The 23,173-nt window shown below is 75.8% G+C and carries 24 protein-coding genes; 14 read left to right on the top strand and 10 right to left on the bottom strand.

What is annotated here, in order from left to right; all coding sequences use genetic code 11:
- The first annotated feature begins 78 nt into the window (after positions 1 to 78).
- Positions 79 to 1,530 carry an FAD-dependent oxidoreductase gene (locus ACJOT3_RS09770; RefSeq protein WP_406971098.1) on the top strand — a complete coding sequence of 484 codons (1,452 nt, stop codon included), beginning with the start codon at positions 79 to 81 and terminating at the stop codon, positions 1,528 to 1,530.
- 118 nt (positions 1,531 to 1,648) lie between these two features.
- Here the strand turns inward: ACJOT3_RS09770 and ACJOT3_RS09765 are convergent, their stop codons facing one another.
- Entirely contained in the window at positions 1,649 to 2,137 is a 489-nt protein-coding gene (locus tag ACJOT3_RS09765) for an anthrone oxygenase family protein (protein ID WP_406971096.1), read from the bottom strand.
- Positions 2,138 to 2,364: 227 nt separating this feature from the next.
- Here ACJOT3_RS09765 and ACJOT3_RS09760 point away from each other — a divergent pair, with 227 nt between their 5' ends.
- The 4 genes from ACJOT3_RS09760 to ACJOT3_RS09745 all read left to right on the top strand — a co-directional run bounded on the left by ACJOT3_RS09760 (position 2,365) and on the right by ACJOT3_RS09745 (position 8,367).
- A complete protein-coding gene (locus ACJOT3_RS09760; protein ID WP_406971094.1) occupies positions 2,365 to 5,259 on the top strand; it encodes an ATP-binding protein in 2,895 nt (964 codons plus the stop codon).
- Between the two features lie 111 nt (positions 5,260 to 5,370).
- The gene (locus tag ACJOT3_RS09755) at positions 5,371 to 6,984 is read left to right on the top strand and encodes an OmpA family protein (protein WP_406971092.1); all 1,614 of its coding nucleotides are present in this window, start codon (positions 5,371 to 5,373) and stop codon (positions 6,982 to 6,984) included.
- An 11-nt stretch (positions 6,985 to 6,995) separates the two neighbouring features.
- Positions 6,996 to 7,712: a hypothetical protein gene (locus ACJOT3_RS09750; RefSeq protein ID WP_406971090.1), complete on the top strand. Its 717-nt coding sequence runs from the start codon at positions 6,996 to 6,998 to the stop codon at positions 7,710 to 7,712.
- Positions 7,699 to 8,367 (top strand): Fic family protein, encoded by a 669-nt coding sequence (locus tag ACJOT3_RS09745; RefSeq protein WP_406971089.1) that lies wholly within the window; start codon positions 7,699 to 7,701, stop codon positions 8,365 to 8,367. The genes ACJOT3_RS09750 and ACJOT3_RS09745 overlap by 14 nt, the downstream gene beginning before the upstream one ends.
- Here the strand turns inward: ACJOT3_RS09745 and ACJOT3_RS09740 are convergent.
- Complete coding sequence (locus ACJOT3_RS09740) at positions 8,303 to 8,980, bottom strand: class I SAM-dependent methyltransferase (RefSeq protein ID WP_406971087.1); 678 nt, start codon at positions 8,978 to 8,980, stop codon at positions 8,303 to 8,305. The genes ACJOT3_RS09745 and ACJOT3_RS09740 overlap by 65 nt on opposite strands.
- Before the next feature lie 132 nt (positions 8,981 to 9,112).
- Between ACJOT3_RS09740 and ACJOT3_RS09735 the strand changes: the two genes are divergently transcribed.
- Positions 9,113 to 9,589, top strand: coding sequence for a hypothetical protein (locus ACJOT3_RS09735; RefSeq protein ID WP_406971085.1), 477 nt, complete (start codon positions 9,113 to 9,115; stop codon positions 9,587 to 9,589).
- 36 nt (positions 9,590 to 9,625) lie between these two features.
- On the opposite strand, the gene ACJOT3_RS09730 is transcribed toward ACJOT3_RS09735, so the two are convergent.
- A complete protein-coding gene (locus tag ACJOT3_RS09730; protein WP_406971083.1) occupies positions 9,626 to 10,012 on the bottom strand; it encodes a DoxX family protein in 387 nt (128 codons plus the stop codon).
- A 60-nt stretch (positions 10,013 to 10,072) separates the two neighbouring features.
- Positions 10,073 to 10,450 (bottom strand): winged helix-turn-helix transcriptional regulator, encoded by a 378-nt coding sequence (locus ACJOT3_RS09725; RefSeq protein ID WP_406971081.1) that lies wholly within the window; start codon positions 10,448 to 10,450, stop codon positions 10,073 to 10,075.
- A gap of 93 nt (positions 10,451 to 10,543) precedes the next feature.
- Between ACJOT3_RS09725 and ACJOT3_RS09720 the strand changes: the two genes are divergently transcribed.
- Positions 10,544 to 10,954 (top strand): RidA family protein, encoded by a 411-nt coding sequence (locus ACJOT3_RS09720; protein ID WP_406971079.1) that lies wholly within the window; start codon positions 10,544 to 10,546, stop codon positions 10,952 to 10,954.
- Between the two features lie 50 nt (positions 10,955 to 11,004).
- Here ACJOT3_RS09720 and ACJOT3_RS09715 read toward each other — a convergent pair whose 3' ends face one another.
- A complete protein-coding gene (locus tag ACJOT3_RS09715; protein ID WP_406971077.1) occupies positions 11,005 to 12,246 on the bottom strand; it encodes an RNA polymerase sigma factor in 1,242 nt (413 codons plus the stop codon).
- The gene (locus tag ACJOT3_RS09710; protein WP_406971075.1) at positions 12,243 to 12,614 is read right to left on the bottom strand and encodes a YciI family protein; all 372 of its coding nucleotides are present in this window, start codon (positions 12,612 to 12,614) and stop codon (positions 12,243 to 12,245) included. Before ACJOT3_RS09710 ends, ACJOT3_RS09715 begins: the two co-directional genes overlap by 4 nt.
- A gap of 237 nt (positions 12,615 to 12,851) precedes the next feature.
- Between ACJOT3_RS09710 and ACJOT3_RS09705 the strand changes: the two genes are divergently transcribed.
- A complete protein-coding gene (locus ACJOT3_RS09705) occupies positions 12,852 to 13,277 on the top strand; it encodes a hypothetical protein (protein ID WP_406971073.1) in 426 nt (141 codons plus the stop codon).
- Positions 13,278 to 13,358: 81 nt separating this feature from the next.
- Here the strand turns inward: ACJOT3_RS09705 and ACJOT3_RS09700 are convergent, their stop codons facing one another.
- Both ACJOT3_RS09700 and ACJOT3_RS09695 read right to left on the bottom strand, forming a co-directional pair.
- Complete coding sequence (locus tag ACJOT3_RS09700; RefSeq protein WP_406971071.1) at positions 13,359 to 13,958, bottom strand: dihydrofolate reductase family protein; 600 nt, start codon at positions 13,956 to 13,958, stop codon at positions 13,359 to 13,361.
- Between the two features lie 38 nt (positions 13,959 to 13,996).
- Positions 13,997 to 14,806, bottom strand: a complete 810-nt coding sequence (locus tag ACJOT3_RS09695) for a metalloregulator ArsR/SmtB family transcription factor (protein ID WP_406971069.1) — start codon at positions 14,804 to 14,806, stop codon at positions 13,997 to 13,999.
- Between the two features lie 91 nt (positions 14,807 to 14,897).
- On the opposite strand from ACJOT3_RS09695, the gene ACJOT3_RS09690 reads away from it, so the two are divergent.
- Positions 14,898 to 17,690: an ATP-binding protein gene (locus ACJOT3_RS09690; protein WP_406971067.1), complete on the top strand. Its 2,793-nt coding sequence runs from the start codon at positions 14,898 to 14,900 to the stop codon at positions 17,688 to 17,690.
- Positions 17,691 to 17,857: 167 nt separating this feature from the next.
- On the opposite strand, the gene ACJOT3_RS09685 is transcribed toward ACJOT3_RS09690, so the two are convergent.
- A complete protein-coding gene (locus tag ACJOT3_RS09685; RefSeq protein WP_406971065.1) occupies positions 17,858 to 18,304 on the bottom strand; it encodes an iron chaperone in 447 nt (148 codons plus the stop codon).
- Between the two features lie 211 nt (positions 18,305 to 18,515).
- Here ACJOT3_RS09685 and ACJOT3_RS09680 point away from each other — a divergent pair, with 211 nt between their 5' ends.
- Both ACJOT3_RS09680 and ACJOT3_RS09675 read left to right on the top strand, forming a co-directional pair.
- Positions 18,516 to 19,064 (top strand): PadR family transcriptional regulator, encoded by a 549-nt coding sequence (locus ACJOT3_RS09680; protein WP_406971063.1) that lies wholly within the window; start codon positions 18,516 to 18,518, stop codon positions 19,062 to 19,064.
- Complete coding sequence (locus ACJOT3_RS09675) at positions 19,061 to 20,113, top strand: serine hydrolase domain-containing protein (protein ID WP_406971061.1); 1,053 nt, start codon at positions 19,061 to 19,063, stop codon at positions 20,111 to 20,113. The genes ACJOT3_RS09680 and ACJOT3_RS09675 overlap by 4 nt, the downstream gene beginning before the upstream one ends.
- Positions 20,114 to 20,139: 26 nt before the next feature.
- Here ACJOT3_RS09675 and ACJOT3_RS09670 read toward each other — a convergent pair whose 3' ends face one another.
- A complete protein-coding gene (locus ACJOT3_RS09670) occupies positions 20,140 to 20,991 on the bottom strand; it encodes a helix-turn-helix transcriptional regulator (RefSeq protein WP_406971059.1) in 852 nt (283 codons plus the stop codon).
- An 87-nt stretch (positions 20,992 to 21,078) separates the two neighbouring features.
- On the opposite strand from ACJOT3_RS09670, the gene ACJOT3_RS09665 reads away from it, so the two are divergent.
- The 3 genes from ACJOT3_RS09665 to ACJOT3_RS09655 all read left to right on the top strand — a co-directional run.
- Positions 21,079 to 21,915, top strand: a complete 837-nt coding sequence (locus ACJOT3_RS09665) for an SDR family NAD(P)-dependent oxidoreductase (RefSeq protein WP_406971057.1) — start codon at positions 21,079 to 21,081, stop codon at positions 21,913 to 21,915.
- Between the two features lie 91 nt (positions 21,916 to 22,006).
- Positions 22,007 to 22,774 carry an SDR family NAD(P)-dependent oxidoreductase gene (locus ACJOT3_RS09660; RefSeq protein ID WP_406971055.1) on the top strand — a complete coding sequence of 256 codons (768 nt, stop codon included), beginning with the start codon at positions 22,007 to 22,009 and terminating at the stop codon, positions 22,772 to 22,774.
- Positions 22,775 to 22,792: 18 nt separating this feature from the next.
- Positions 22,793 to 23,173 (top strand): NUDIX domain-containing protein (locus ACJOT3_RS09655; RefSeq protein ID WP_406971053.1); only part of this gene is annotated, 381 nt, incomplete at its 3' end.

Here is a 23,173-nt window from a genome sequence, read left to right as displayed (position 1 = left end):
GCGCGGCCCGCACCCCGTGCCCGTCCCCGCCCGGCCGACGCCGTCCGGCGCGACACCCCACCCCGTAGGAGGCAGCAGTTGAACACCGTGCAGGGTGCACGCCGGATCGTGGTCGTCGGCAACGGAATGGTCGGCGCCCGGTTCGCCGAGGAGGCGGCCCGCCTGGACCCGGCGGGCGAACGCGTCCACGTGACCGTGGTGGGGGCCGAGCACCACCCCGCCTACAACCGGGTCCTGCTGTCGGGCCTGGTCGCGGGCGACTACACCGCCGAGCAGATCCGGCTGCCCGTCCCCGACACCCCGGGCGTCACCGTGCGCACCGGCCTGTCCGCCGTCTCCCTGGACGCCGCGGCGCACACCGTCGCCCTGGACGACGGCACCCGCCTGGACTACGACGAACTCGTGCTGGCCACCGGCGCCCGCGCCGCGTTCCCGCCCGTCACCGGGGTCTCGGCCCCCGACGGCGCCCCGGGGGAGGGCGTGTGCGCCCTGCGCGACCTGGACGACTGCCGCCGCCTGCTGGCGCTGGTGCGCCCCGGCGCCCCCGTGGTGGTGCTGGGCGGCGGCGTCCTGGGCCTGGAGGCCGCCCGCGGCCTCCAGAGCCGCGGCGCCCGGGTGTCGGTGGTGGAGTCCTCGCCGTGGATCATGCGCCGCCAGATCGACCGGGCGGCAGCCGACATCCTGCGCCGCCGCTACGACGCCCTGGGCATCAAGGTGCACTCCTGGCGGGTGGCCTCGCGGTGGATCCCCGGCACCGGCCTGGAGCTGGACGACGGCCGGGTGCTGCCGGGCGACGCCCTGGTGGTGACCGCGGGGGTGCGCGGCAACACCGAGCTGGCCGAGGACGCCGGGATCGAGGTGGAGCACGGGGTCCTGGTGGACGACACCCTGGCCACCTCCGACGCCCGCGTGCACGCCATCGGCGACTGCGCCCAGCACCCCGGCGGCGGCGCCGGCCTGGTACAGCCCGGCTGGGAGCAGGCGGCGGTGCTGGCCCGGCGGCTGACCGGCGCCGAACCGCAGGCCCTCTACCGCGGGTCGCGGCCGGTGACCCGGCTCAAGGCCGAGGGGATCGAGCTGACCGCGTTCGGCGAGGTGCACACCGACGAGAAGGACGGGGAGGATCTGGAGATGCTCACCGTCAGCGACCCGCACGGGGGCCGCTACGCCAAGCTGGTGGTGCGCGCCGAGAGGCTGGTGGGGTCGGTGCTGCTGGGGTTCCCCGAGGCGGCCGCGGTGCTGTCGCAGCTGCACGACTCCGGCGCCCCGGTGCCCGCCGACCGGCTGGCCCTGCTCCAGGGCACCGCGCCCGCCCCGGCCGCCGAGGAGGCGGGCGCGGGCAAGGGGTCGCCGTTGGTGTGCCGGTGCAACGCGGTCACCCGCGACGACCTGGAACAGGCCTGGCTGGACGGGGCGCGCACCCGCGAGTCGATCGCCTCCGCCACCCGGGCGACCACCGGCTGCGGCGGGTGCGTGCGCGACGTCAACGCCCTGCTGTCGGGCTGGGACACCAAGGCCCCGGTGGGCTGAGGCCGACGGCCTGAAGGACCGCCGCCCGGCCCCTCCCCCCTTCCCCGTTCCCGGGCAGAGGGCCGCCGGGTCCGCCACCCGGCGCGGGACGCCACAGGCCGCCACGGGGCGGCCCGGGTCAGCCGGCGGTCACGGCCAGGATCGTGCACAGCAGGGCCGCCGTGGAGGCCAGGGTGCGCAGGTGGTTCCAGCGCACCCACACCGCCTCGAAGCCGCCGCGCACCGCGGCCGGGTCGGCCAGCCGCGCCGGCGACCCGGCCCGGTCCAGGGCGTTGTTGCGCGGCACGTTCACCGCGAACGTCGCCACCAGCACCAGGACCAGCAGCGCCAGGGCCCCGCCCGCCCACCACAGCGCCGCCGTGCGCTCCACCGCCCAGTACAGGAGCGCCTGCCCCAGCACCACCACCGGGGCGCCGATGAACACCACCGCGAAGAACGGGTTGAGGATGGCGACGTTGATGCCCTGCATCGCCTCGATCATGGCCCGGTCCCCGGCCCGGGCCAGACCCGGCATCACCGCGATCGAGAAAGCGAAGAACAGGCCCGCGAACAATCCCGTCAACACCACGGCCACCACCGGCACCACCGCGTACACCATGTCCGCCATCAACCGGCCACCCCATGCTCTTTTTCCGTGACGCCCGCAGCACCTGGGCGGATTGTACGCCCGCGGTCACCGCCGCGACCATGGCCGCAAGCCCTTCAGGAACCGGCGAAATCGGTCACACTCCCATCCGAACATGAATCCTTTCTTCACGGTTACACGAATATGACCACGGAATGTCACCGATATCCCCCCTTTTCCGGAAGGGCGTCTCGCTATACCGTCGGGTAATGTGCTCCTCCCCGCTCGTGGGGCGCGAGCGGGAACGACGGCTACTGCGCACGGCGGCCACCCCCGGGACCGTCACCCTCCTGGCGGGGGCCGCCGGGACCGGCAAGACCCGCCTGGTCCGGGAACTGCACGACCTGCCCGGGACCACGGTCCTGACCGGCCACTGTCCGCCGGGAGCCGAACCGTTCCCCTTCGCGCCGCTCATCGAAGCCCTGCGCCGGGCCCCCATCCCCGGCGGACTCAACCCCCTGTGCGGAGCCCTGCGCACCCTGCTCCCCGAACACGCCGACCGCCTCCCCCCGGCCCCGGAGCCGGCCGCCGACCCCGCCTCGGGCCACCACCGCCTCTACCGCGCCCTCACCGAGCTCCTGGACGCTTTGGGCCCCGCCGTCCTGGTCCTGGAGGACGTCCACTGGGCCGACCCGGCCACCCGCGACCTGCTCGCCTACCTCACCCCCCGGCTGCCCGCCCACCTGGCCCTGATCCTCACCTACCGGCCCGAGGACCTGCCCCGCTCCTTCCCGGTGGCGGCCCTGGCCGCCCGCACGCCCCCCGGCACCGGCCACCACGAGCTCACCCTGGGCCCTCTCACCCCCCGCGACCTGCTCGCCCTGGCCGAGCACGCCCTGCCCGGCGGCGCGCCCACCCTGGAGGACGCCCGCCGCCTGCACACCTGGACCGGCGGGCTGCCCCTGGCCGCCGTGGAGACCCTGCACCATCTCACCTCCCCCGGCGAGGACACCGCCCCGGCCCCGCGCATCCCCGACCGGCCGCCCGTCCCGCCCTCCCTGCGCGACTGGCTCCTGGACCGCCTGCACGCCCTAGACGGGGACGCCCGCCGCCTGGTCCGCGCCGCCTGCGTCCTGGACGGGCCCGCCACCGAACCCCTGCTCGCCCACGTCGCCGAGCTCACCCCCGCCCGCGCCGACAAGGCCCTGTCCCGCGCCTGCCGCAGCGGCCTGCTCACCCCCACCGCCCCGGCCACCCTGGCCCCCGCCACCCCGCTGCTCGCCCACGTCTGCCACACCTCCCTGCCGCACGGCAAGCGCCGCCGCCTGCACCGCGTCGCCCTGGCCGCCCTGGCCCTTTCGGCCGAACCGCCCCACGACCGGCTCGCCCACCACGCCCGCGAGGCCGGACTCCTGGACGAGTGGACCGACCACGCCGAACGCGCCGCCGACCAGGCCCTGGAACAGGGCGAGGACAGCGCCGCGGTGGTCCTGCTGCGCGACGCCCTGACCCGCCCCGACCTCACCTCCCGGCGCCGCCGCGACCTGGCCCTCAAACTCGGCCGGGCCGCCCTGACCGGCATCTCCGCCGAGCACACCATCGCCCAGCTGCGCGACGTCCTGGCCACCCCCGGCCTACCCGCCACCGAACGCGGCGAACTGCGCATGGAACTGGGCCTGCTCCTGCTCAACCAGGCCGCCCAGAACCGCACCGCCCGCGGCGAACTCGTCCGCGCCGCCTCAGAGCTCGCCGAACGCCCCGACCTGGCCGCCCGCGCCATGTGCGCGCTGGCCGTGCCCCGCAGCACCCCCGACTCCGTCGACACCCACCGCCGCTGGATGGAGCAGGCCCTGGCCGCCGCCCACCGCAGCCACGACACCACCGTCGCGCACACCGTCGCCGTCAACCACGCCACCCTGCTCGCCCAGATCGGCGACCCCGCCGCCTGGAAGGTGGAGCTGCCCGCCCCGGGCACCCACCACGACCCGCCCACCCCCGACTCGCTGGCCCGCCGCCGCGAGTTCTCCCGGGGTTCGCTCAACCTCGCCGACGCCGCCGTCATGCTCGGCCACTACGACCGCGCCGACGGCCACCTCGACGACGCGGCCGCCTGGTCGGGTCCCGACGACGCCCCCTACATCCACGAGAGCGTGCGTGCCCTGCGCCTGACCCTGGACTGGGCGCGCGGCCGCTGGCAGGGCCTGGCCGAGGAGGTCGACCGCCACCGCGAGTCGCCGCGCCTGGCCCACCTGCACTCGGTCACCGCCGAGCTCGGGCTGCTGCGCGCCGCCCTAGCCCTGGCGCAGGGCGACCCGGGGCTGGCCCGCACCCTGCTGGTGCGCATCCGCCCCGAGCCCCGCGACACCCCGGACGGCCTCGCGGAGGCCGACCCGCAGGCGCCGCCGCCCGACTACACCGTTCCGGTGCGGGCCTTCGCCGCCGGGCTGCTGGCCCGCGTGGCCACCGCCCAGGGCGACCCCGCCCGCGCCTGGGAGCACGTGGAGGACCTGGTCTCCCTCATCGCCGCCAAGGGCATCTGGGTGTGGGCCGCCGACCTGCTCCCCGGCATGGAGGCCCTGCTGGAGTGCGGGCGCGGCGCCATCGCCCGCGACCTGTGCACCCGGCTGCGCGCGGGGCTGCGCGACACCGACGCCCCGGCCGCCGCCACCTCCCTGCTGCGGTTCGAGGCCGCCCTGGCCCGCCACGGCGGCCGCCACGACCGGGCCCTGCTGCTGTACGCCGAGGCCGAGGACGCCTACCGCGCCATGCCCCGCCCCTACGACGCCGCCCAGGTCCGCGAGGCCTCCGCCCGCGTCCACTTCGCCTGCCCGCGCGGGGAGGGCACCGAGCTGGGCGTCACCGCCCTGCGCGCCGCCCTGGAGGAGTACACGGGGCTGGGCGCCACCTGGGACGCCGCCCGGGTGCGCCGCCTGCTGCGCTCCCACGGCGTCACCACCGCCACCGCCGCGGGGCGGCCCCACCACGACCGCAGGCTCTCCCCGCGCGAGGGCGAGATCGCCGACCTGGCCGCACGCGGCCACACCAACCGGGAGATCGCCGCGCTGCTGCACCTGTCGCCGCGTACTGTGGAGACGCACGTGGCCAACGCCCTGTCCAAACTCGGGCTGCGGTCGCGCCGCGACCTGACCCCGCCCCCCGGCTGAACGCCCCCGCACCGCCACCCCGCCCCGCACCGCCCACCTTCAGGCCTGCCCCGGGCCTGTCCTCCCCGGATCCGGCACGGCGGTGCCGCGCCCCCGAGGAGACCGCACCCGATGACCGCACGAGCGCTCGCGACGACCTGTGCCGCCACGGCCTGTGCCGCTACAGCGCTGAGCCTGCTGCTGACCTCCTGCGGGATCATCCCCGGCCTGGGCGGCGGGGACGCGCCCGCCGAGGACCCCGCCCCCTCCGCCGCACCGGACGCGGCCGCGGCCCACCGGGAGCTGCCCCTGACCCGCCAGGGGCGCATGTTCATCGACGGCGGCGGCGACGTCCTGCTGGAGATCACCTTCCGCAAGCTCCAGCACAACGGCGAGTACCTGATGATCGAGGTCGACCACGACCTCCTGGAGCCCCTGCGCGCGAGCGGGACCTCCACCGACCGCACCGCCCCCATCCGCCTGCTCGACCCGGTCACCGGCGAGGTCCTGCGCGCCATCAAGGATCCCGGGACCGGCCTGTCCCTGGGCACCTACTTCACCGAGGGCTCCGACGTCACCCCCGTCCACCAGGGCATCCCCACCACGTTCCGGCGGTACTTCCCGGCGCCCTCCCACGACGCCGGGCACCTGACCTTCACCGGGTCGGGGCTGGGGCACGTGCCGGGCCTGCCGGTGGAGTACGTGGACGAGTTCACCCCGTCCCCCGAGCCCAACATCCACGACTACTTCAACGAGTACGCCGAGAAGACCGCCGACGAGCTGCCCGGGGAGCTGTTCTACCCGGAGGAGGTGCCCGAGCCGGGGCTGGACGTGTCGGCGTTCCGCCAGGGCATCGAGAGCTTCGTGGACACCGCGGAGTCGTCCACCACCCGCTCGGGGGACCGGGAGACCATCTCCCTGCACGCCGACCGGATGTTCGACGTGAACGCCGACGAGCCCACCGCCGAGGCCGCCGAGACCATCCGGCGCACCGCCCTGACCCTGCGGGAGAACCCGGGGCCGGGGGAGATCACCGTGGTCGGCCACACCGACGGCAGCGGCTCGGACGCCCACAACCGGGAGCTGTCGCTGCGCCGCGCCGAGGCCGTGCGCGACCTGCTGGCCGAGGAGCTGGGCGAGGACTTCACCCTCACCGCCGAGGGGCGCGGATCCGAGGAGCCGGTCGCCGAGGAGGGCGGGGAGGACGACGAGCAGGCGCGCGCCCGCAACCGGCGGGTGGAGTTCGTCTTCACCGTGCCCGACACCGCGGTCGGAGCCGGCGGGGAGGGGCTGGACTCGGCGGCCCGGCACGTGGCCGCACCGGCGGTGTTCTTCGAGGACCTGGAGCCGGTGGCCACCGCCGAGCACGGTGACGTCGAACTCAACGTGTACCCGCTGGTGCGCGACGGCGCGTACCTGTTCCAGATGGTGGGGTTCGGCAACTCCACCCTGTCGGACCTGGAGGCCGACCTGGGCGCCGGGGAGGAGGTGGCCGGCGGCCCGGACCGGGTCACCGAGGGCACCCTGGGCGGGTTCCGGCTGCTGGAGCCGGACGGGCCGACCCGGTACGTGGTGCGCCTGGTCACCGAGGGCGGCTACGAGGACTTCGCGGACGAGGTCCTGACCCTGTCGCCGGGGGACGAGTACCTGGCGCTGGCGGTGTTCCCGGCCCCGGGGCCGGACGTCGCGTCGATGACCCTGCACGCCGGCGCCTTCGGGGAGATCCCCGACGTCCCGATCCGCTAGGAGGGGCGACGATGGTGGACCGCGCGCTGCTGCCCTACGACCTGGCCTGGGCCGAGGTCGATCCGGCCCGGCACCCCTTCGACCCCGCCGCCGCCCCGGGGGCGGTGCGCGCGCTGGAGCCGGCGGGGCGGGCGCCGACCCGGCCCCGGAGGGGGCCCGGTGTCGATCCGGGCTTCTCCGCCTGGTCCCACGACGTGGCCCGGGTGTGGCTCGACGACATGACCGCCGCCCTGGTGGGGCGGTACGGGCGCTGGGCCACGGGGTGGCGCTGGGGCACCGACGAGGCGGACGTGGGCGGCGGCCCGGTCGCGGGCTGGTGCTGCGCACGCGATTCGGTCACCACTCCGCAAGAGACGCTGGAGCGGGTCGCCGGGGCCCTGTGCGAGTGGCGGGACTGGCTGGAGGAGCTGTCGGAGCGCTTCGACCGGTACCCGCTGGACGCCCCCTCCGCCGAGGACCGGCGGCACTTCCGCGAGCTGGGGATCAACCACCTGGTGAACACGGTGGTGGACCGCACCGGGGCGGGCGACGCCTGGTACGGGCACTGCGCCGTGGTGCTCACCTGGTACCTGACCCGGTGGGGCACGGATACGCAGGCCGCGCGCGAGCTGGTGGAGGCGGCGATCGGCGGGCGGTTCCACAGCTGGATCGGTCCCGAGCCCGGGCAGGTGCGGGACGTGGCCGAGCGGCTCGCCGAGGGGGCCGCGGGGGCCGATGGGCGCCCCTGACGCCCTGCGCGCCTGGCTGGCGGTGCGCGAGACGGTGCCCTGGGACGCGGTGCGGCCGCCGGCGGAACCGGCGGCGGGTCCGCTCGTCCCGGTCCGGGACGGGGCGGCGCACGACATCGGCACCGTCGACCGCGCCCGGTCGCCGGAGCGGGCGGACGGGATGCTCGCCGCCCTGGACCGGGTGCGCGCGGACGCGGCGGCGGGAGCCCGGCCGACGTTCGACCTGCTCCAGGGGTGGCAGCGGCACGTCCTGGGCGGGCCCGCGCCGCCGCGCACCGGGGCGGCCTTCGCCAAGGCCGGGCGCGAACGCTACGGGCTGCTCCCGGACCTGCGCGAGCGCCTCGACGCCTGCCTGGGGCAGGCCACCGGCCCCGAGCCGCCGCTCGCCGCCCGGGCGGCCCGCGCCTACCTCGACGTGTGCTTCTTCCACCCGTTCGAGGACGGCAACGGGCGGTCGGCCTTCCTGACCGTGGTGTTCCTGCTGGCCCGGGAGGGGGTCGCCCTCGACCAGGTCGGGCCGCTGCGCCGGGTGGCGCGCCACGCGGACGACCCGCGGGGCGCCCTGGCGCTGGCCGACCTGCTGGCGGTCCTCATCGACGCCGCCCGCCGCCGGGCGGTCCGACCCGGGCGACCAGCGCATAGCGCTCGTCGGTGACGGCGCGGCCCCACAGCGCGGGCTCGTCGTGGAGGTGCTCCACACGAAGATCCGCCACCAGGGGCCGGACGGCGTCGGCCAGGTCCTCGGCGGTGATCCCGCCGTTCCAGGGCAGGGCCCGCGCCCCGGGGACGTAGGGGGCGGCCCCGCCCGCCTGACGCCAGCGCCCCTCGACCAGGACCAGCGTCCCGCCCGGGCGCAGGCGCGCGACCCAGTGGCGCAGCGCGGAGACGGGATCGGGGAGTGTCCACACCAGGTGCCGGGACAGGACCGCGTCGAAGGTGTCCTCACCGGTGGGCGGGTCCGCGGCGTCGCCCCTCCGGAAGCGGCCGGGGAGGCCGGCCGCCGCCAGCTTGGCACGTGCGCGGTCGACCATTCTCGGGGCGAGGTCGATTCCGGTGACCCGGTGCCCGGACTCGGCCGCCAGGAGGGAGAGCGAGCCGGTGCCGCAGCCCACGTCCAGGACATCGGCGGGAGGAGCGGGCAGCCAGGAGGACAGGTGCGCCGCCCAGGCGTCGCGGACGGCGGCGTGGCGCAGGCCGTGGTCGGGCTCGTCGTCGAAGCCGTCGGCGGCGGCGTCCCAGTACGCGCTGATATCGGAGGGCACGGTCATGGCGCGGATCCTTGCAGTGGCCTCTGACGAACGGGAGCCCTCCGGGTTCCTCGGGAATCGCACCGCGGGACCGCCCGGCGCGTTACGGTGGCCCCGATGCCCTCCCCACACAAGGAAGCGGGTGCAGCCACGGTGAGCGATGACACCTCCCGGCTGGTCGAGCAGGCCACCGACGCCCTGGTCCGGTCCATGGCCGACGACGAGGCCCCGCGGTGGCAGGTCACCCTGGAGGGCTACTCGGGGCTGTTCGCCAAGCCGAGCCACGTGGCCGCGGAGCTTCAGCGCTCCCGCGCCGAGGTGGCCGCCCGGCCCGACCTGGCGCCGGAGGCGGCGGGGGAGTGGCGTCCCAAGCTGCGGCGGCTGCTGGAGGCCGACCCCGGCACGGCGCAGCGGCTCCGGGAACTGCTGCGGGCGCCGGAGGTGGACGTCCGGGTCCGGGAGGGGGCGGCCAACACGCTCACCGGCGACGTCTCGGGGGTGGTCGTGCAGGTCCGGGACGTCCACGGGAACATCGGCGGGACCACCCGCGGCGACCGCGTCGACCAGTCCGGGGCCACCGCGGGCCGGGACGTCATCGGCGTCCAGTACAACGACGGCCGGGACCGGTAGCGGTCGGCGCTCCCCGGCCCGGACCCGGGCCCTGCCTCACCCGGTGAAGGGTTCGGCGACGAGGCGGCCCCAGGCCACGAAGCAGTTCAGGGCGAGGTAGACCAGGTCCACCGCCAGGGGCTTGAACTCGCGTCGGCGGATACGCGTGACCGCCGCACCGACCATGACCAGCGCCAGGCCGACGGCGGCCAGCGGCGCCAGCACCGGCGCGATGCCCAGGAGCGGCGGCAGGACCAGGCCCACCGCACCCAGCACTTCGAGCACGCCGATGGCCTTCAGCGTGCCGGGGCGGAAGTCCTCGACCCAGTGCGCGGCGGCCCCCGCGGCGAAGATCCTCTCCCTGGGGACGACGATCTTGCCGCCGCCGGCGAAGAGGTAGACGGCGGCGAGCAGTCCGGCGACGATCCACAGCGCGGTGTCCACAGGGGTTCCTCCTCGTTCGGTCCCACCCATGAGGACACCGGGCCCCGGCCGGATGTGACATCAGCCGTCGGCTTCGTCGAAGCGGTCGCGGGCGCGCTCGATCTCGGGGGTGTGCTCCCGGACCCAGTCGAGCAGCACGTCCACCGGGCGCCGCAGGGTCTTGCCCAGCGGGGTGATCCGGTACTCGACGGCGACCGGCCGGGTGGCGACCACCTCCCGTTCGACGATGCCGTTGCGCTCCAGGCGGCGCAGGGTGGCGGTGAGCGATTTCTGGGTCACCGCGGGGATCTCCCGCCGCAGCCCGTTGAACCGGCAGGGGTGCTCGCACAGCACGTTGAGCACCTCCAGCGACCACTTGTCCAGGACCTGGTCCAGGAGTTCGCGGTGGGGTGCGGTGATCTCCAGGGCCTGCGCGGCCCCGGGGGCGGTATCGGTCATGGAACCTGGTCTCGTTGAAGTTTCCTCGGGCTACCAGGTACCAAGGGTAGACCGGCTCGATCCCGCCGGGAACCCGTCACGAGGAGAAACACCATGGCCGTCCGCCGCCTCACCCCCGCGGGCATGCTGCAGCCCGCCCCCTACCACCACGTCGCCGTCGGGACCGGCACCCGCCACGTGCACGTCAGCGGCCAGGTCGCCCGCACCGCCGACGGCGCCCCGCAGGCCCCGGGCGACCTCGCCGGGCAGGTCGCCCACGCGCTGCGCAACACCGCCACCGGCCTGGCCGGGGCGGGGGCGACCTTCGCCGACGTCCTGCGCCTGACCTTCTACGTCACCGACTGGGAGCAGGAGAGGATCGGCGCCTTCATGGAGGGCGTCGACCGGGTGGCCGAGGAGCTGGGCCTGCCGCGGCCGATGCCCCCGGCCTCGCTCATCGGGGTGTCGCACCTCTTCGAGCCCGACGTGCTCGTCGAGGTCGAGGCCACGGCCCTGCTGGACTGAGACCGCCCGGACCGGCCTCCCGGACCGACATCCCGGACACGTGGGGCGCCTCAGCCGAGGCGGCGCGCCCGGTCGAGCAGGTACCTCTCCTCGACCGGGTTGACCGCCAGGGCGGCCGCCCGCCGGTAGGCCGCGGCGGCCGCCGCCGTGTCCCCGGTCGTCTCCAGCAGGTGCGCGCGCACGGCCGGGTACCGCTGACGTGTCAGCGGGTCCCGCTCCAGGCCGTGGCGCCGGTCGAGGTCGGCGAGCAGGGCCAGGCCGCGTTCGGCGCCGTAGGCGCGGGCGACCGCCACCACCCGGGCCAGCCTCACCGGGGCGCTCGGGGCGAGGCGCTCCAGCCACAGGTACAGCACCGCGATCCGGGTCCAGTCCGTCAGCTCCGGGGACGGGGCCGCGGCGTGCACGGCCGCGACGGCCGCCTGCAACCGGTACGGCCCCGCCTCCCGCGGATCCCAGGCGGCGTCGAGCAGCGCGGTCCCCTCGCGGATCAGGTCGCGGTCCCACAGGCCCCGGTCCTGCTCATCCAGGGTGACGAGCTCGTCGCCGGGCCCGGTGCGGGCCGGGCGCCGCGCCTCGGTGAGCAGCATCAGGGCCAGGAGCCCGGCCGCCTCGCCGTCGTCGGGCCGCAGCTCCCGGAGCATGCGGGTCAGCCGGATCGCCTCGCCGGACAGGTCCGTGCGGGCCAGCGACTCCCCGGAGGTGGCGGTGTAGCCCTCGTTGAACACCAGGTAGAGCACCTGCGTCACGGCCGCCAGCCGCTGCTCCAGGTCCTCCTCGGCCGGCGGGGTGAACCTGGCTCCGGCGCGGGCCAGCCGCTGTTTGGCGCGGCCGATGCGCGTTCCCATGGTGGCCTCGGTGGTGCCGTAGGCGTGCGCGATCTCGGCCGTGGTCAGGCCGCCCACCGCGCGCAGGGTGAGGGCCGCCTGGGAGGCGGGGTTCAGCGCCGGGTGGCAGCACAGCAGGAGCAGGGTGAGGCTGTCGTCGGTCTCCGGCGCGGGGGGCGCGAGCCGCCCGGGTCCGCTCAGGGCCGCCTCGGCCGCGCCGATCCTCTCCTCGCGCAGGCGCCGTGCCTGTTCGGAGCGGAGCAGGTCGACCATGCGGCGGTGGCCGACCCGGATCAGCCAGGCACGCGGCTCCCGGGGGACGCCGTCCGCGGGCCAGTCCCGGCTCGCGGCCAGCAGGGCCTCCTGCACCGCGTCCTCGGCGAGGTCGAAGCGGCCGAAGCGCCGCACCAGGGCGCCGAGCACCTGCGGTGCCTCCACACGCAGCAGGTGCTCGGTCTCGGGGCTCACGCCGTGAAGTCCTCGCCCATGACCGGCCGGATCTCCACGGGCTCGCCCAGCACCTCCACGATCCGGGAGGCGATCTCGACGGCGCGCTCGTGGCCGGACACGTCGATCACGGCGAAGCTGGCCAGCACCTCCTTGAGCTCGGCGAACGGGCCGTCCGTCGCGACCACCCCCTCCGGGGCGCGGCGGACGGTGGTGCTGACGGCGGGGTGCCCCAGGCCCTCGGTGGAGACGAGTTCGCCGGTTCCGAACAGTTCTTCTTCGAGCCGCTGGTAGGCGGCGAACGCGTCGAGCGCGTCCTGCGAGGGCGTGTCGGCGGTCGCGGGGTCCCAGGCCTCGGCCGGGGTGTAACCCAGGAGCAGGTACTTCACGGTGTCCTCGTTTCCTGTGGCGTTGCGGGCACGGTAACCGGCCGGGGGCGCGCGTTGCGGGCGCGGCGCCACGGTGGCGGTGCCCGCGGGACCTCTTCGGTGGGTCCTCTCCGGTACCTCGGGGCCGCCGCCCGGATTCCGACACCCAAAATATGTGATCTGGATCACATTGAAAGCGTGTCGGAAAGCGGAGCCCGGCCCCGAGGTGTCAGTGGAACCCCGACCGAGGAGGACGACATGGACGAGAACACCCGGCCGAGCGAAGCGGTCACGGCCCTGGACCGGCTCGTGGGCACCTGGGCGGTGACCGGCGGCGCCGAGGGCACCGTGCGGTACGAGTGGATGGAGGGCGGGTTCTTCCTGCTCCAGCACGTGGAGCTCACCCAGTCCGGCGAGCCGGTCACCGGCCTGGAGGTCATCGGGAACCCGCACCCGTTCGGGGAGCCGGTCGGCGCCGACGTGGTGTCCCGGTTCTACGACTCCCGGGGCAACACCCTGGACTACGTCTACGAGCTGGCCGGCGACACCCTGACCATCTGGGGAGGCGTCCGGAACGGGCCCGCCTACTTCAAGGGCGCGTTCTCCGCGGACGGCTCCACCGTCACCGGCGCGTGGGTCTACCCCGGCGGGGGCGGCTACGACTCCACCATGACCCGGATCTGAGGCCGGGGGCCACGCCCAAGGCCCGTCACACCCGGGGCCCGCACCGTGCGCGGTGCGGGCCCCGGGCCGTGCGCGCGGCCCTCAGCGCAGGCGGTCGTAGACCAGCGTGACCGCTCCGTGCTCGCCCGCGGCGTGGGAGGCCAGCGACCACTTCTCGGCGGGCAGGCCGTCCTCGAACAGCCGGGGCCCGCCGCCGACGAACTCCGGGACCAGCATCAGCGCCAGCCGGTCCACCCGGTCGGCGGCCAGCAGCGCCCTGACCAGGCTGGCGCTGCACGGCACGAGGATGTCCCCGCCCTCCTGCTTCTTGAGCTCGTCGACCACCTCGGCGGCGGGGGCGTTCGCGATCCGCGTGCGCTCCCACGGTGAATCGGTGAGGGTGCGCGAGAGCACCACCTTCTCGGTGTCCGCCAGCCAGGCGCCGAACCCCCGGTCGCGAGGGTCGGCCGTCTCGTCGTGGGCCACCGGCGGCCAGTAGCCCAGGAAGCCCTCGGCGTTGACCCGCCCCATCAGCGCCGTGGTGGCGGTCCGCCACAGGTCCGTCAGGTGGTCGCGGGCCAGGTCGGTGACGGCGTAGGGCACCACCCACATGTGGTCGTGCGGTCCGCCGGGCCCGCAGTACCTGCCGTCGAGGCTGAGGTTCATGTTGGCGATGACCCTGCGGTCGTTGTTCCCGGTCATTTCCTGCTCCTCGGGGTGTCGGAGGGGCCGTGGGCCCCTCAGGTGCGGTCGCGGACGGTGGCGCCGAGCCGGTCCAGGGCCTGGCCCCAGCCGACGCCGATGCCCGCGATGAAGTCGGCGGAGGCCGTGGTGCTGTCGGTGATCCGCAGCTCGACGCCGAGCCGGGTCCCGCCGTCGGCGTCGTCGAGTGTGAACGCGTAGTGGCCGGTGAACGCGACCCCGCCGCCGGGCAGCAGCGGGGAGAGCCGGAACTCGATCAGCTCGCCCGCCGCGACCCGGTCCACCACGCCCTCGGCGCGGCCCACGACGCCGTGCGCCCCGGTGGTGTCGGCGGCGTCGCGGTAGGCCAGCACCGCCCGCCCGCCGGGCCGCGCCTCCAGCACGGCCTCGGTGACGGCCAGGTCGTCCGGCGTCCACCAGCGGGCGAGCAGGTGCGGTTCGGTGAGGTGGCGCCACACGGTCGCGCGCGGTGCGTTCAGGACGCGCCAGAAGGAGAAGACCCGCTCGTCGGCCCAGTGCTCCCGGTCCGCGGCGCGCCTCTCGGCGGCCAGCGAGGCCACGTAGGCGTCGAAGGCGCCGCGGTTCTCCTCCGCCTGCCCGGCGAGGCCGCCGAGGAGTTCGGCGAGCTCGCGCAGCGGTCCGGGCTCCAGCGCGTAGATGCGCCGGTTGCCGGACCGGTGGGAGGCGACCAGGCCGACCCGCTCCAGCCGTTGCAGGTGCTTGGTCGCCTGCGGCTGGCGCAGCCCGGCGCGTTCGGCGATCACGCCCACCGGCAGCGGGCGCTCCGCCAGGATGCGGGCGATGCGCAGCCGGGCGGGCTCGCCCAGCGCCTCCAGTCGTTCGTTCATGCTGCAAGTATTCACCACTGAGAATATTCTTGTCAAGGAATATTCTTGGCGCAGGGCCCGCGCCCCCTCGGCCGCGCCGGATAATGAGCCCGTGTCCACCCCAGAGATCTCGGCCCGGGAGGCCGAAGTACTCGCCCTGCTCGGCGAACACCTCAGCAACGCGGAGATCGCCGCACGGCTGTTCATCTCCGTGCGCACCGTCGAGTCGCACGTCTCCTCCCTGCTGCGCAAACTCGCGCTGCCCGACCGCCGGGCCCTGGCCCGCACCGCGGCCGAGCGCGCCCGCCCCCCGCGGCGCGGCCGGCCCGCACCCGCCCTGCCCGCGCCGCTGACGACGTTCGTCGGCCGGGTGGGGGAGCGCCGCGACCTGGCCGAGGCGATCCGCGGCCACCGCCTGGTGACCGTGGTCGGCGCCGGCGGGGTGGGCAAGACCCGCCTGGCCCTGGCGGTGGCCGCGCAGGCCGCCGACGACTTCGCCGACGGCGTGTGGTTCGTCGACCTGGTCCCGCTCACCGAACCCGGCCGGGTGGGGGCCGCCGTCGCCGCCGCGGTCGGCGTGGGCGAGCGCCCCGGCGGCGACCTCGACGACGCGGTGTCCGACGCCCTGGCCGACCGCCGGGCCCTGCTGGTCCTGGACAACTGCGAGCACGTCCGCGACGGGGTGGCCCCCTTCCTGGAGCGGCTGCTGACCGCCTGCCCCCGGCTGCACGTGGTCGTGACCAGCCGCGCCCGGCTGATGGTGCCCTTCGAACGCACCTTCCCACTCCCGCCGCTGTCCCTGGACGGCGGCGAGGACTCCGAGGCCGCCGCCCTGTTCCTCGAACGCGCCTCCGCGGTCGGCCCGCCGCCCGGGACCTCCGTGGGCGAGGAGGTCGCCGCCGTCTGCGAACGGCTCGGCGGCATGGCCCTGGCCATCGAGCTCGCCGCCGCCCGCTGGTCCACGCTCGGCCCGGACGGCCTCATGGCCGGGCTCGCCGACCAGCTGCGCGTGCTCACCGGCGGCTCCCGCGCCGACGACCGGCACCGGTCGGTGCGCGCGGTGCTGGACTGGAGCCACGGCCTGCTGGACCCACAGGACCGGGCGCTGCTGCGCCGCGTCTCGGTGTTCGTGGCGCCGTTCACCCCCGAGGCGGCCACCGAGGTCGCCGGGTTCGACCCCCTGGATGCGGCCGCGGTGGTCGACGGGCTCGGCCGGCTCGCCGAGCAGAGCCTGCTCACCGTCGCCCCGTCTGCGGCCGGGACCCGCTACCACGCGCTGGAGACCATCCGCCAGTACGGGGCCGAACACCTGGCCGCGGCCGGCGAACAGGACCGGGTCCGGGCCCGGCACCTGCGCTGGTGCCTGGACCGCGCCGCCGAGCTGGAGGAGGCCGGCGGCGCCGACTGGCGCACCCGGTTCGACGCCGTCGCCGAGGATCTGCGCGCCGCCCTCACCGGGGCCGCCGACCTGCCCGGGCACCGCGCCGACGCCCACCGGCTCGCCCTGTCCATGGGCGGCCTGGCCTTCACCCGCACCCTGCTCGGCGAGTCCCAGCAGCGCTATGTGCAGGCGGCCGAACTCGCCGACGAGGGCCCGCCCGCCGCCGCGGCCCTGCGCAGCGCCGCCGCGGTGGCCGGGTGCCGCAGCCTCGACGGCGACTCCTACCGCCTGCGCCACTGGGCCGCCCTGGCCGCCGAACGCGCCGGGGACGGCCCCGCCGCCGCGCGGGACCTGGCCGACGCCGCCGTCGTCGCCTACCGCTTCTCCACGTCGTTCGCCGACCCGCCCTCCACCGGGGAGGTGGCGGCGGTGCTGGCGCGCGCCCGCGAACTGGCCGACGACTCCCCGGCCTCCCTGGCGGCACTCGCCCTGGCCGAGGCCGCGGTGACCGCCGACGCCTTCGGGGCGCTCCAGGGCGACCCGGACAACCCCGCCCAGGAGACGGTGGCCAGCGCGCGGCACGCCGTCGACCTCGCCCGCAAGACGGGGGACCCGGTGGCCGAGTCCGCCGCCCTGGACGCGCTCTCGGCCGCCCAGTGCTGGACGGGGGACTCCTTCGCCTCCGCGGAGGCGGCCCGGCGCCGGATCGAGATCCTGGACGGCGTGCCGCCCTCGCCCGCCGCCACACACGAGCTGATGGACGCCCTGGCCATGGCCGCGGCGACCGCGATCGGCGTCGGGGACCTGCCGCGGGCCCGCCGGTGGGGGACGCGCATGGCCGACCACCCGCTGCTGTCCGAGGCGGGGCACCACGCCACCTCCTGGCTCCTGGTCGCGAACGCGTTCGCGGGCGAGGTCGAGGGGGTGCTCGCGGGCGCCGCGAGGTTCCTGGACGCCTGGCGGCAGAACGGCCGCCTGCGGTCGCGCTCCCTGGGCCCGGCCGCGGCGGCGGTGGCGATGGTCCACGGCCTGCGCGGGGACGCCGACGCCCGGGCGCAGTGGCTGGAGGTCATCGACCGGGCCGGGCCCGGGGACGACCACCGCCTGGGCTACGGGGCGGTCTTCGACGCCCTGCTCCTGCTCCACCACGGGGACGCCGAAGCCGCCCTGGAACGCCTCGCCCCCGAGCCGGAGCGGGTGTGGAAGTGGGTGTGCTGGGTGTGGCTGCACTGGTACACGGCGCTGCGGGCGGAGGCGGCGGTGCTCGCCGACCGCGCCGACGCCCGGGAGCTGGTCGACGCGGCCGGGGCGATGGTGGTCGGCGACCCGGTGGCCACCGCCCAGGTGGAGCGGGCCCGGGCCCTGCTGGACGGGGACGTGCCCGGGGTGCTCGCGACCGCGGCGGCGTTCGAAGCGGCGGGCTGCCGCTACCAGGCGGCCCGCACCCTGGTGCTCGCCCGGGGCGCGCACCGGGCGGCGGGCGAGGCCGCGTTCACCGCCCTGGGGCTGGCCCCGGGAACGTGAGCCGCCCGCCCGGGCCCCATACGGGTGTCCGGGCGGGCAGGTGTTCCGTGCGGGCGGGCCCGGCCTCCCGCGGCACCCGCGGGGGAGCGGTCCGCGCGGGCCGCCCTCGGCGTCCGGGCGGGACCGCGGCCCACCACGCCCGCGCCCGCCCGGCCCCCGCGGGGGCCTCAGCCGGCGGCCCGCTTGACCAGCTCGGAGATGCGCGCCTCGATCTCGTCATTGATCTCCACCAGCGCGAACGCGGTCGCCCACATCGGGCCCTCGTCCAGCTGCGCCGTGTCGTTGAACCCGAGCGTGGCGTAGCGCGCCTTGAACTTGGCCGCGCTCTGGAAGAAGCAGACGACCTTGCCGTCCAGCGCGTAGGCGGGCATCCCGTACCAGGTCTTGGGCGCCAGCGAGGGGGCGTCGCGGGTGACGATGGCGTGCACCCGCTCGGCCAGGACCCGGTCCTCCTCCGGCATCTCGGCGATCTTGGCGAGCACGTCCCGCACGGCCTCGGCCGCCTTCTCCTCGCGGGTGGCCCGCCGCGCGGCCTTCTTCTGCTCCTGGGCGTGCTCCTTCATCGCCTCCCGCTCCTCGGCGGTGAACCCCTCGTACGTGCCCTTGCCGGCCATGATGTCTCCCCGTCGTCGTGTGCGGTGCCGGGCCGGCCCTCCCGGCCCCTGTGACCACCATCCTTCCCGGCCGGGCCCCCGGACACCTCCGTGGTGACCACGGAGACCACCACGGAACGCCGGTCCGGGGTGTTCCGCGCCCCAGGGGACCGCACACCCATCAGACCGTGCATCTATTGGACCATGCACATATGTGAGCTATCCTCTATGCATGTCTCTGCGGCACGCCATCCTCGGAATCCTGTCCATCCAGCCCATGAGCGGCTACGACCTCAAGAAGGTCGTCGACGGCAGCGTCGGCCACTTCTGGACCGCCGACCAGTCGCAGATCTACCGCACCCTCGCCGCCCTGGTGGAGGAAGGACTGGCGTCCCGCGGCACCGTCGTGCAGGAGGGCCGCCCCACCCTGCACCCCCACACCGTCACCGACGCGGGCCTGGCCGAACTCGACCGCTGGCTCGCCTCACCCCTGAAGACCCCGCCCACCCGCGACGCCTTCCTGGCCCGGGTGTTCTTCGCCGACCGCCTGCCGCCCGAGGACGTCCGCGCACTCCTGGACGCCCGCCGCCGCGAGATCGCCGCGGAACTGGCCGCACTGGAGGCCGTCGAGATCCCCGACCCCGCCACCCTGCCCGCGGGCGTCACCGAGCTCGGCTACGCGCTGCGCCTGGCCGCCCTCGACAACGGCATCACCCACGCCCGGGCCGAACTCGCCTGGCTCGACGCCACCGAACAACGACTCGAACGGATCACCCCATGAGCCCGCCCCCCGCGGCCCGCCTGCACCGCATCGCCGCCCGCTACGCCGCCAAGCCCACCGTGTCGGCCCTGGCCGCCGCGATCGAGCAGCCCTCCACCGGGTTCTCCTGGAGCCACGGCGACACCGACCGCCCCTACTTCATCGCCAGCATCACCAAGCTGTACACCGTCGCGGTCGTCATGCAGCTGCGCGACGAGGGCGCGCTGACCCTGGACACCCCCGCCGCCGACCTGATCGGCGCGGACACCATGCGCGGCCTCAACACCCACGGCGGCCGCGACCACGGCCCGCGCGTCACGGTGCGCGAACTGCTGGCGCAGACCTCCGGCATCCCCGACTACTTCGAGCAGAGGCGACCCGACGGCACCACCTTCCTGGCCGACACGCTGCGCGCCGACGCCGCCTGGACCTTCGACGAGCTCATCGACATGGCCCGCGGCCTGCCCGCCCCGTTCGCCCCCTCCACCCCGGGCCGGGCCTTTTACAGCGACACGAACTACCAGCTGGTCGGGCGCATCATCGAGACCGTCACCGCCGGAACCCAGGAGGCGGCCCTGCGCACCCGGATCACCGGCCCGCTCGGCCTGCACGACACCTGGATGCTCACCCCCGACACCCTGGACCGCTACGGCGAGGTCGCCCCGATCCTGCACCGCCGCCGGGCCCTGCACATCCCCAGGACGATCGCCTCGTTCCCGCCCGACGGCGCGGTGGTCTCGACCGTCTCCGACCAGCTGCGGTTCCTGCGGGCGTTCACCGGCGGCCGGCTGTTCCCGGAGCACTACCTGGCCGAGATGACCGCCGACTGGAATCCGGTGTTCGGGCGCCTGGTCCCCATCGACTACGGGATCGGGATGATGCGGTTCCGGGTGCCGCGCGTGCTGTCGCCGTTCACGCCGGTCCCGGCCATGGTCGGCCACGCCGGCGCCTTCGGCAACGCCCTGTTCCACCTGCCCGAACGCGACCTCTACGTGGCCGCGACCGTCAACCAGATGGAGCCGCGCTCCCTGGTCCACAACATGGTCGCCCAGCTCGTCGCCCGCCTCTGACCGCCGGAGGACCCCCCGGACCCGGCTCAGCCGGGCGTGTCCAGACGCTGGGTCCCCACCACCGAGAGCAGCCGCAGCGCGCCCTCCGACGGGGAGCCGGGCTCGGCCGTGTAGATGACGACCCGCTGGTCCCGGTCGGCCACGTCCAGGACGTCGCAGTCCAGGGTGAGGGGCCCGACCAGCGGGTGGTCGATGGTCTTGCGCAGGGCCAGCGCCGGTCCCACGTCGTGGGCCTCCCACAGCCGGGCGAACTCGGCGCTGCCCGCCAGGAGGTCGCCCACCAGGGCCGCCACCCCGGGGTCGTCGGGGTAGCGGGCGGCGGTCACGCGCAGGTCCCGGGCCGCGATCCGGGAGAACGCCGCCAGGTCCGACAGCCGGTAGCGCCGCCGGTCCGGCTCCGGCGGGGCCAGGAAGACCTGCCGCACGAGGTTGCGCTCCTCGCGCGACAGGGCGGAGAAGTCCCCCATGAGGGCGGCCGCCAGGCCGTTCCAGGCGATCACCTCGTACGTCGCCGACAGCACGATCGCCGCGGCGCCGGGCAGGTTGCCCAGCAGGCGCAGGATGCCGGGCCGCACCTCGCGCGAGGGGCCCGGGGGCGGGCCGGGCGGGGAGCCGGCCAGGTAGTGGAGGTGGTCGCGTTCGGCGTCGGACAGGCGCAGCGCCCGGGCCAGCCCGGCGAGCACCTCCCGCGAGGGGTGCGGGCCGCGCGCCTGCTCCAGCCGCGTGTAGTACTCGGTGGAGATGAACGCCAGCCGCGCCACCTCCTCGCGGCGCAGCCCCGGGGTGCGCCGCCGCGGCCCGGCGGGCAGCCCCACGTCGGCGGGGGCGATGCGCTCGCGCCTGCCGCGCAGGAAACCGGCCAGCCCTGTCCTGTCCACCCTCCCAGTGTGCCCGGCCACCGCGCGGCCGATCCAGGTACCGGCGGTACCTGGATCCGCTCCCGCGCCGGGGCCAGGCTCGTTCCCATGGACACAGCACAGGACACCCGCACTCCCACCGACACCTCTACCGGCACCGCACCCGGCACCTCCGCCGACGCCCGGGGCCTGCTCGCGGGCCGGACCGTCTTCGTGACCGGCGCGAGCCGGGGCATCGGCGCCGCAGCGGCCCGCCTGTTCGCCGCCGAGGGCGCCCGGGTGATGCTCACCGCCCGCACCGGGGAACGGCTCAAGGCCGTCACCGAGGAGATCCGCGCGGCCGGCGGCACCGCCGACCACACGGTGTGCGACCTGGCCGACACCGACGCCGTCCGCGCCGCCGTCGAGCGCACCGTCGACGTGTACGGCCGCCTCGACGCCGCCTTCAACAACGGCGCCGTCGCCCTGCCGCCCGGCCCGCTGGACCAGGCCGCCGAGGCCGACCTGGACCTCATCTACACCGTGAACTTCAAGGGCACCTGGGCGGCGGTGGCCGCCCAGGTCGCCGCCATCCGCGCCACCGCGGGCACCGGCGCCATCGTCAACTGCTCCTCCGTCGGAGGCTGGCGGGCCAACCCCACCCTGCCCGGCTACGGGGCGATGAAGCGGGCGCTCAACAGCCTCACCGAATCGGCGGCGGTCACCTACGGGCCCGAGGGCGTCCGCGTCAACGCCGTCGCCCCCGGCACCACCCTCACCGACATGGTGAACACCTGGGAGGAGGTGGCGCCGGGGATCACCGACCTCCTCAACGCGCAGACCCCGCTGCGCCGGGCGGCCGCCCCCGAGGAGATCGCCCAGGCGGCCGCCTGGCTGCTCAGCGACCGGGCCTCCTACGTGACCGGGGCGGTCCTGCCGGTGGACGGCGGCATGCAGGCGGCCTGAACCCTGTCACACGGCGGCCAGGCGCGGTGTCCCCTGTGCGGACGAGGCGCCGCACCGGGCGCGCCTCCCGCGAGGGAACGGGGAAACGACCATGAGCGAACCGAACACGCACCCGGCGATCGCACTGGTGACCGGGGCGAACAAGGGGATCGGCCGCGGCATCGCCGGGCGGCTCGCCGCCCTGGGGCTGACGGTGCTCGTCGGCGCCAGGGACACCGCGCGCGGCGAGGAGGCCGCGGCGGCCCTGCGCGCCGCGGGCGGCGACGCCCACGCCCTGGCCCTGGACGTGACCGACCCGGCCACCGTCGAGGCGGCCGCCGCCCGGATCCGGGAGCGCTTCGGACGCCTGGACGTGCTGGTCAACAACGCCGGCGTCACCGGGTCCGGGCGGGTCTCCCCGGACCGGGCCCACGACCAGGTCCCGAGCACCGTCGACCTGGCCATGGTCCGGTCGGTGTTCGAGACCAACGTGTTCGGGGTGATCACGGTGACCAACACGATGCTGCCGCTGCTGCGGCGCTCCCCGGCGCCGCGCGTGGTCAACGTCAGCAGCCACGGCGCCTCGCTCACCCTCAACGCCGACCCGGACGGGCCGCTCGCCGCGCTGCCGCCCTCGGCGGCGTACTCGCCCTCCAAGACCGCGCTGAACGCGGTGACCGTGCACTACGCCAACGAACTGCGCAAGGACGGGTTCCTGGTCAACGCGGCCGCCCCGGGATACGTGGCCACCGACGGCAACGACCACAGCGGGTTCCTCACCGTCGAGCAGGGCGCCGAGGTCCCGGTGCGCCTGGCCACCCTGGGCGCAGACGGGCCCACCGGCGGGTTCTTCGGCGCCGAGGGCCCGGTGCCCTGGTGAGGCCCTAGGATCGGCCGCGTGGGCGACGACGGTGGAGTGGACGAGGAGCGGGAGCGGCGGTTCTTCGCGGGCCTGCCCGCCACCCGGGGCGCGGCCGGGGCGCTGATCCTGTCCCCGGCGGGCGAGGTCCTGCTGGTGGAGCGCACCTACCGGCCCGCGCGGCCCTGGGGCCTGCCGGGCGGCATCGTCGAACGCGACGAGTCCCCGCTGGCCGCCTGCCGCCGGGAACTGGCCGAGGAGCTCGGGGTCCGGGCCGCCGTCCGGCGGCTGGTCGCCGTCGACTGGGTGCCCGGCGAGGGGGTGCGCACCACCGCCCTGCACTGGCTGTTCACCGCCGACCTGCCCGCGGGCGCCGACCTGCGCCTGCCCCCGGACGAGCTGTCGGGGTGGGTGTGGGCG

This window comes from Nocardiopsis protaetiae, assembly GCF_045446735.1.
GTDB lineage: Bacteria > Actinomycetota > Actinomycetes > Streptosporangiales > Streptosporangiaceae > Nocardiopsis > Nocardiopsis protaetiae.
This window is presented reverse-complemented; position numbering and strand designations above follow the sequence as displayed.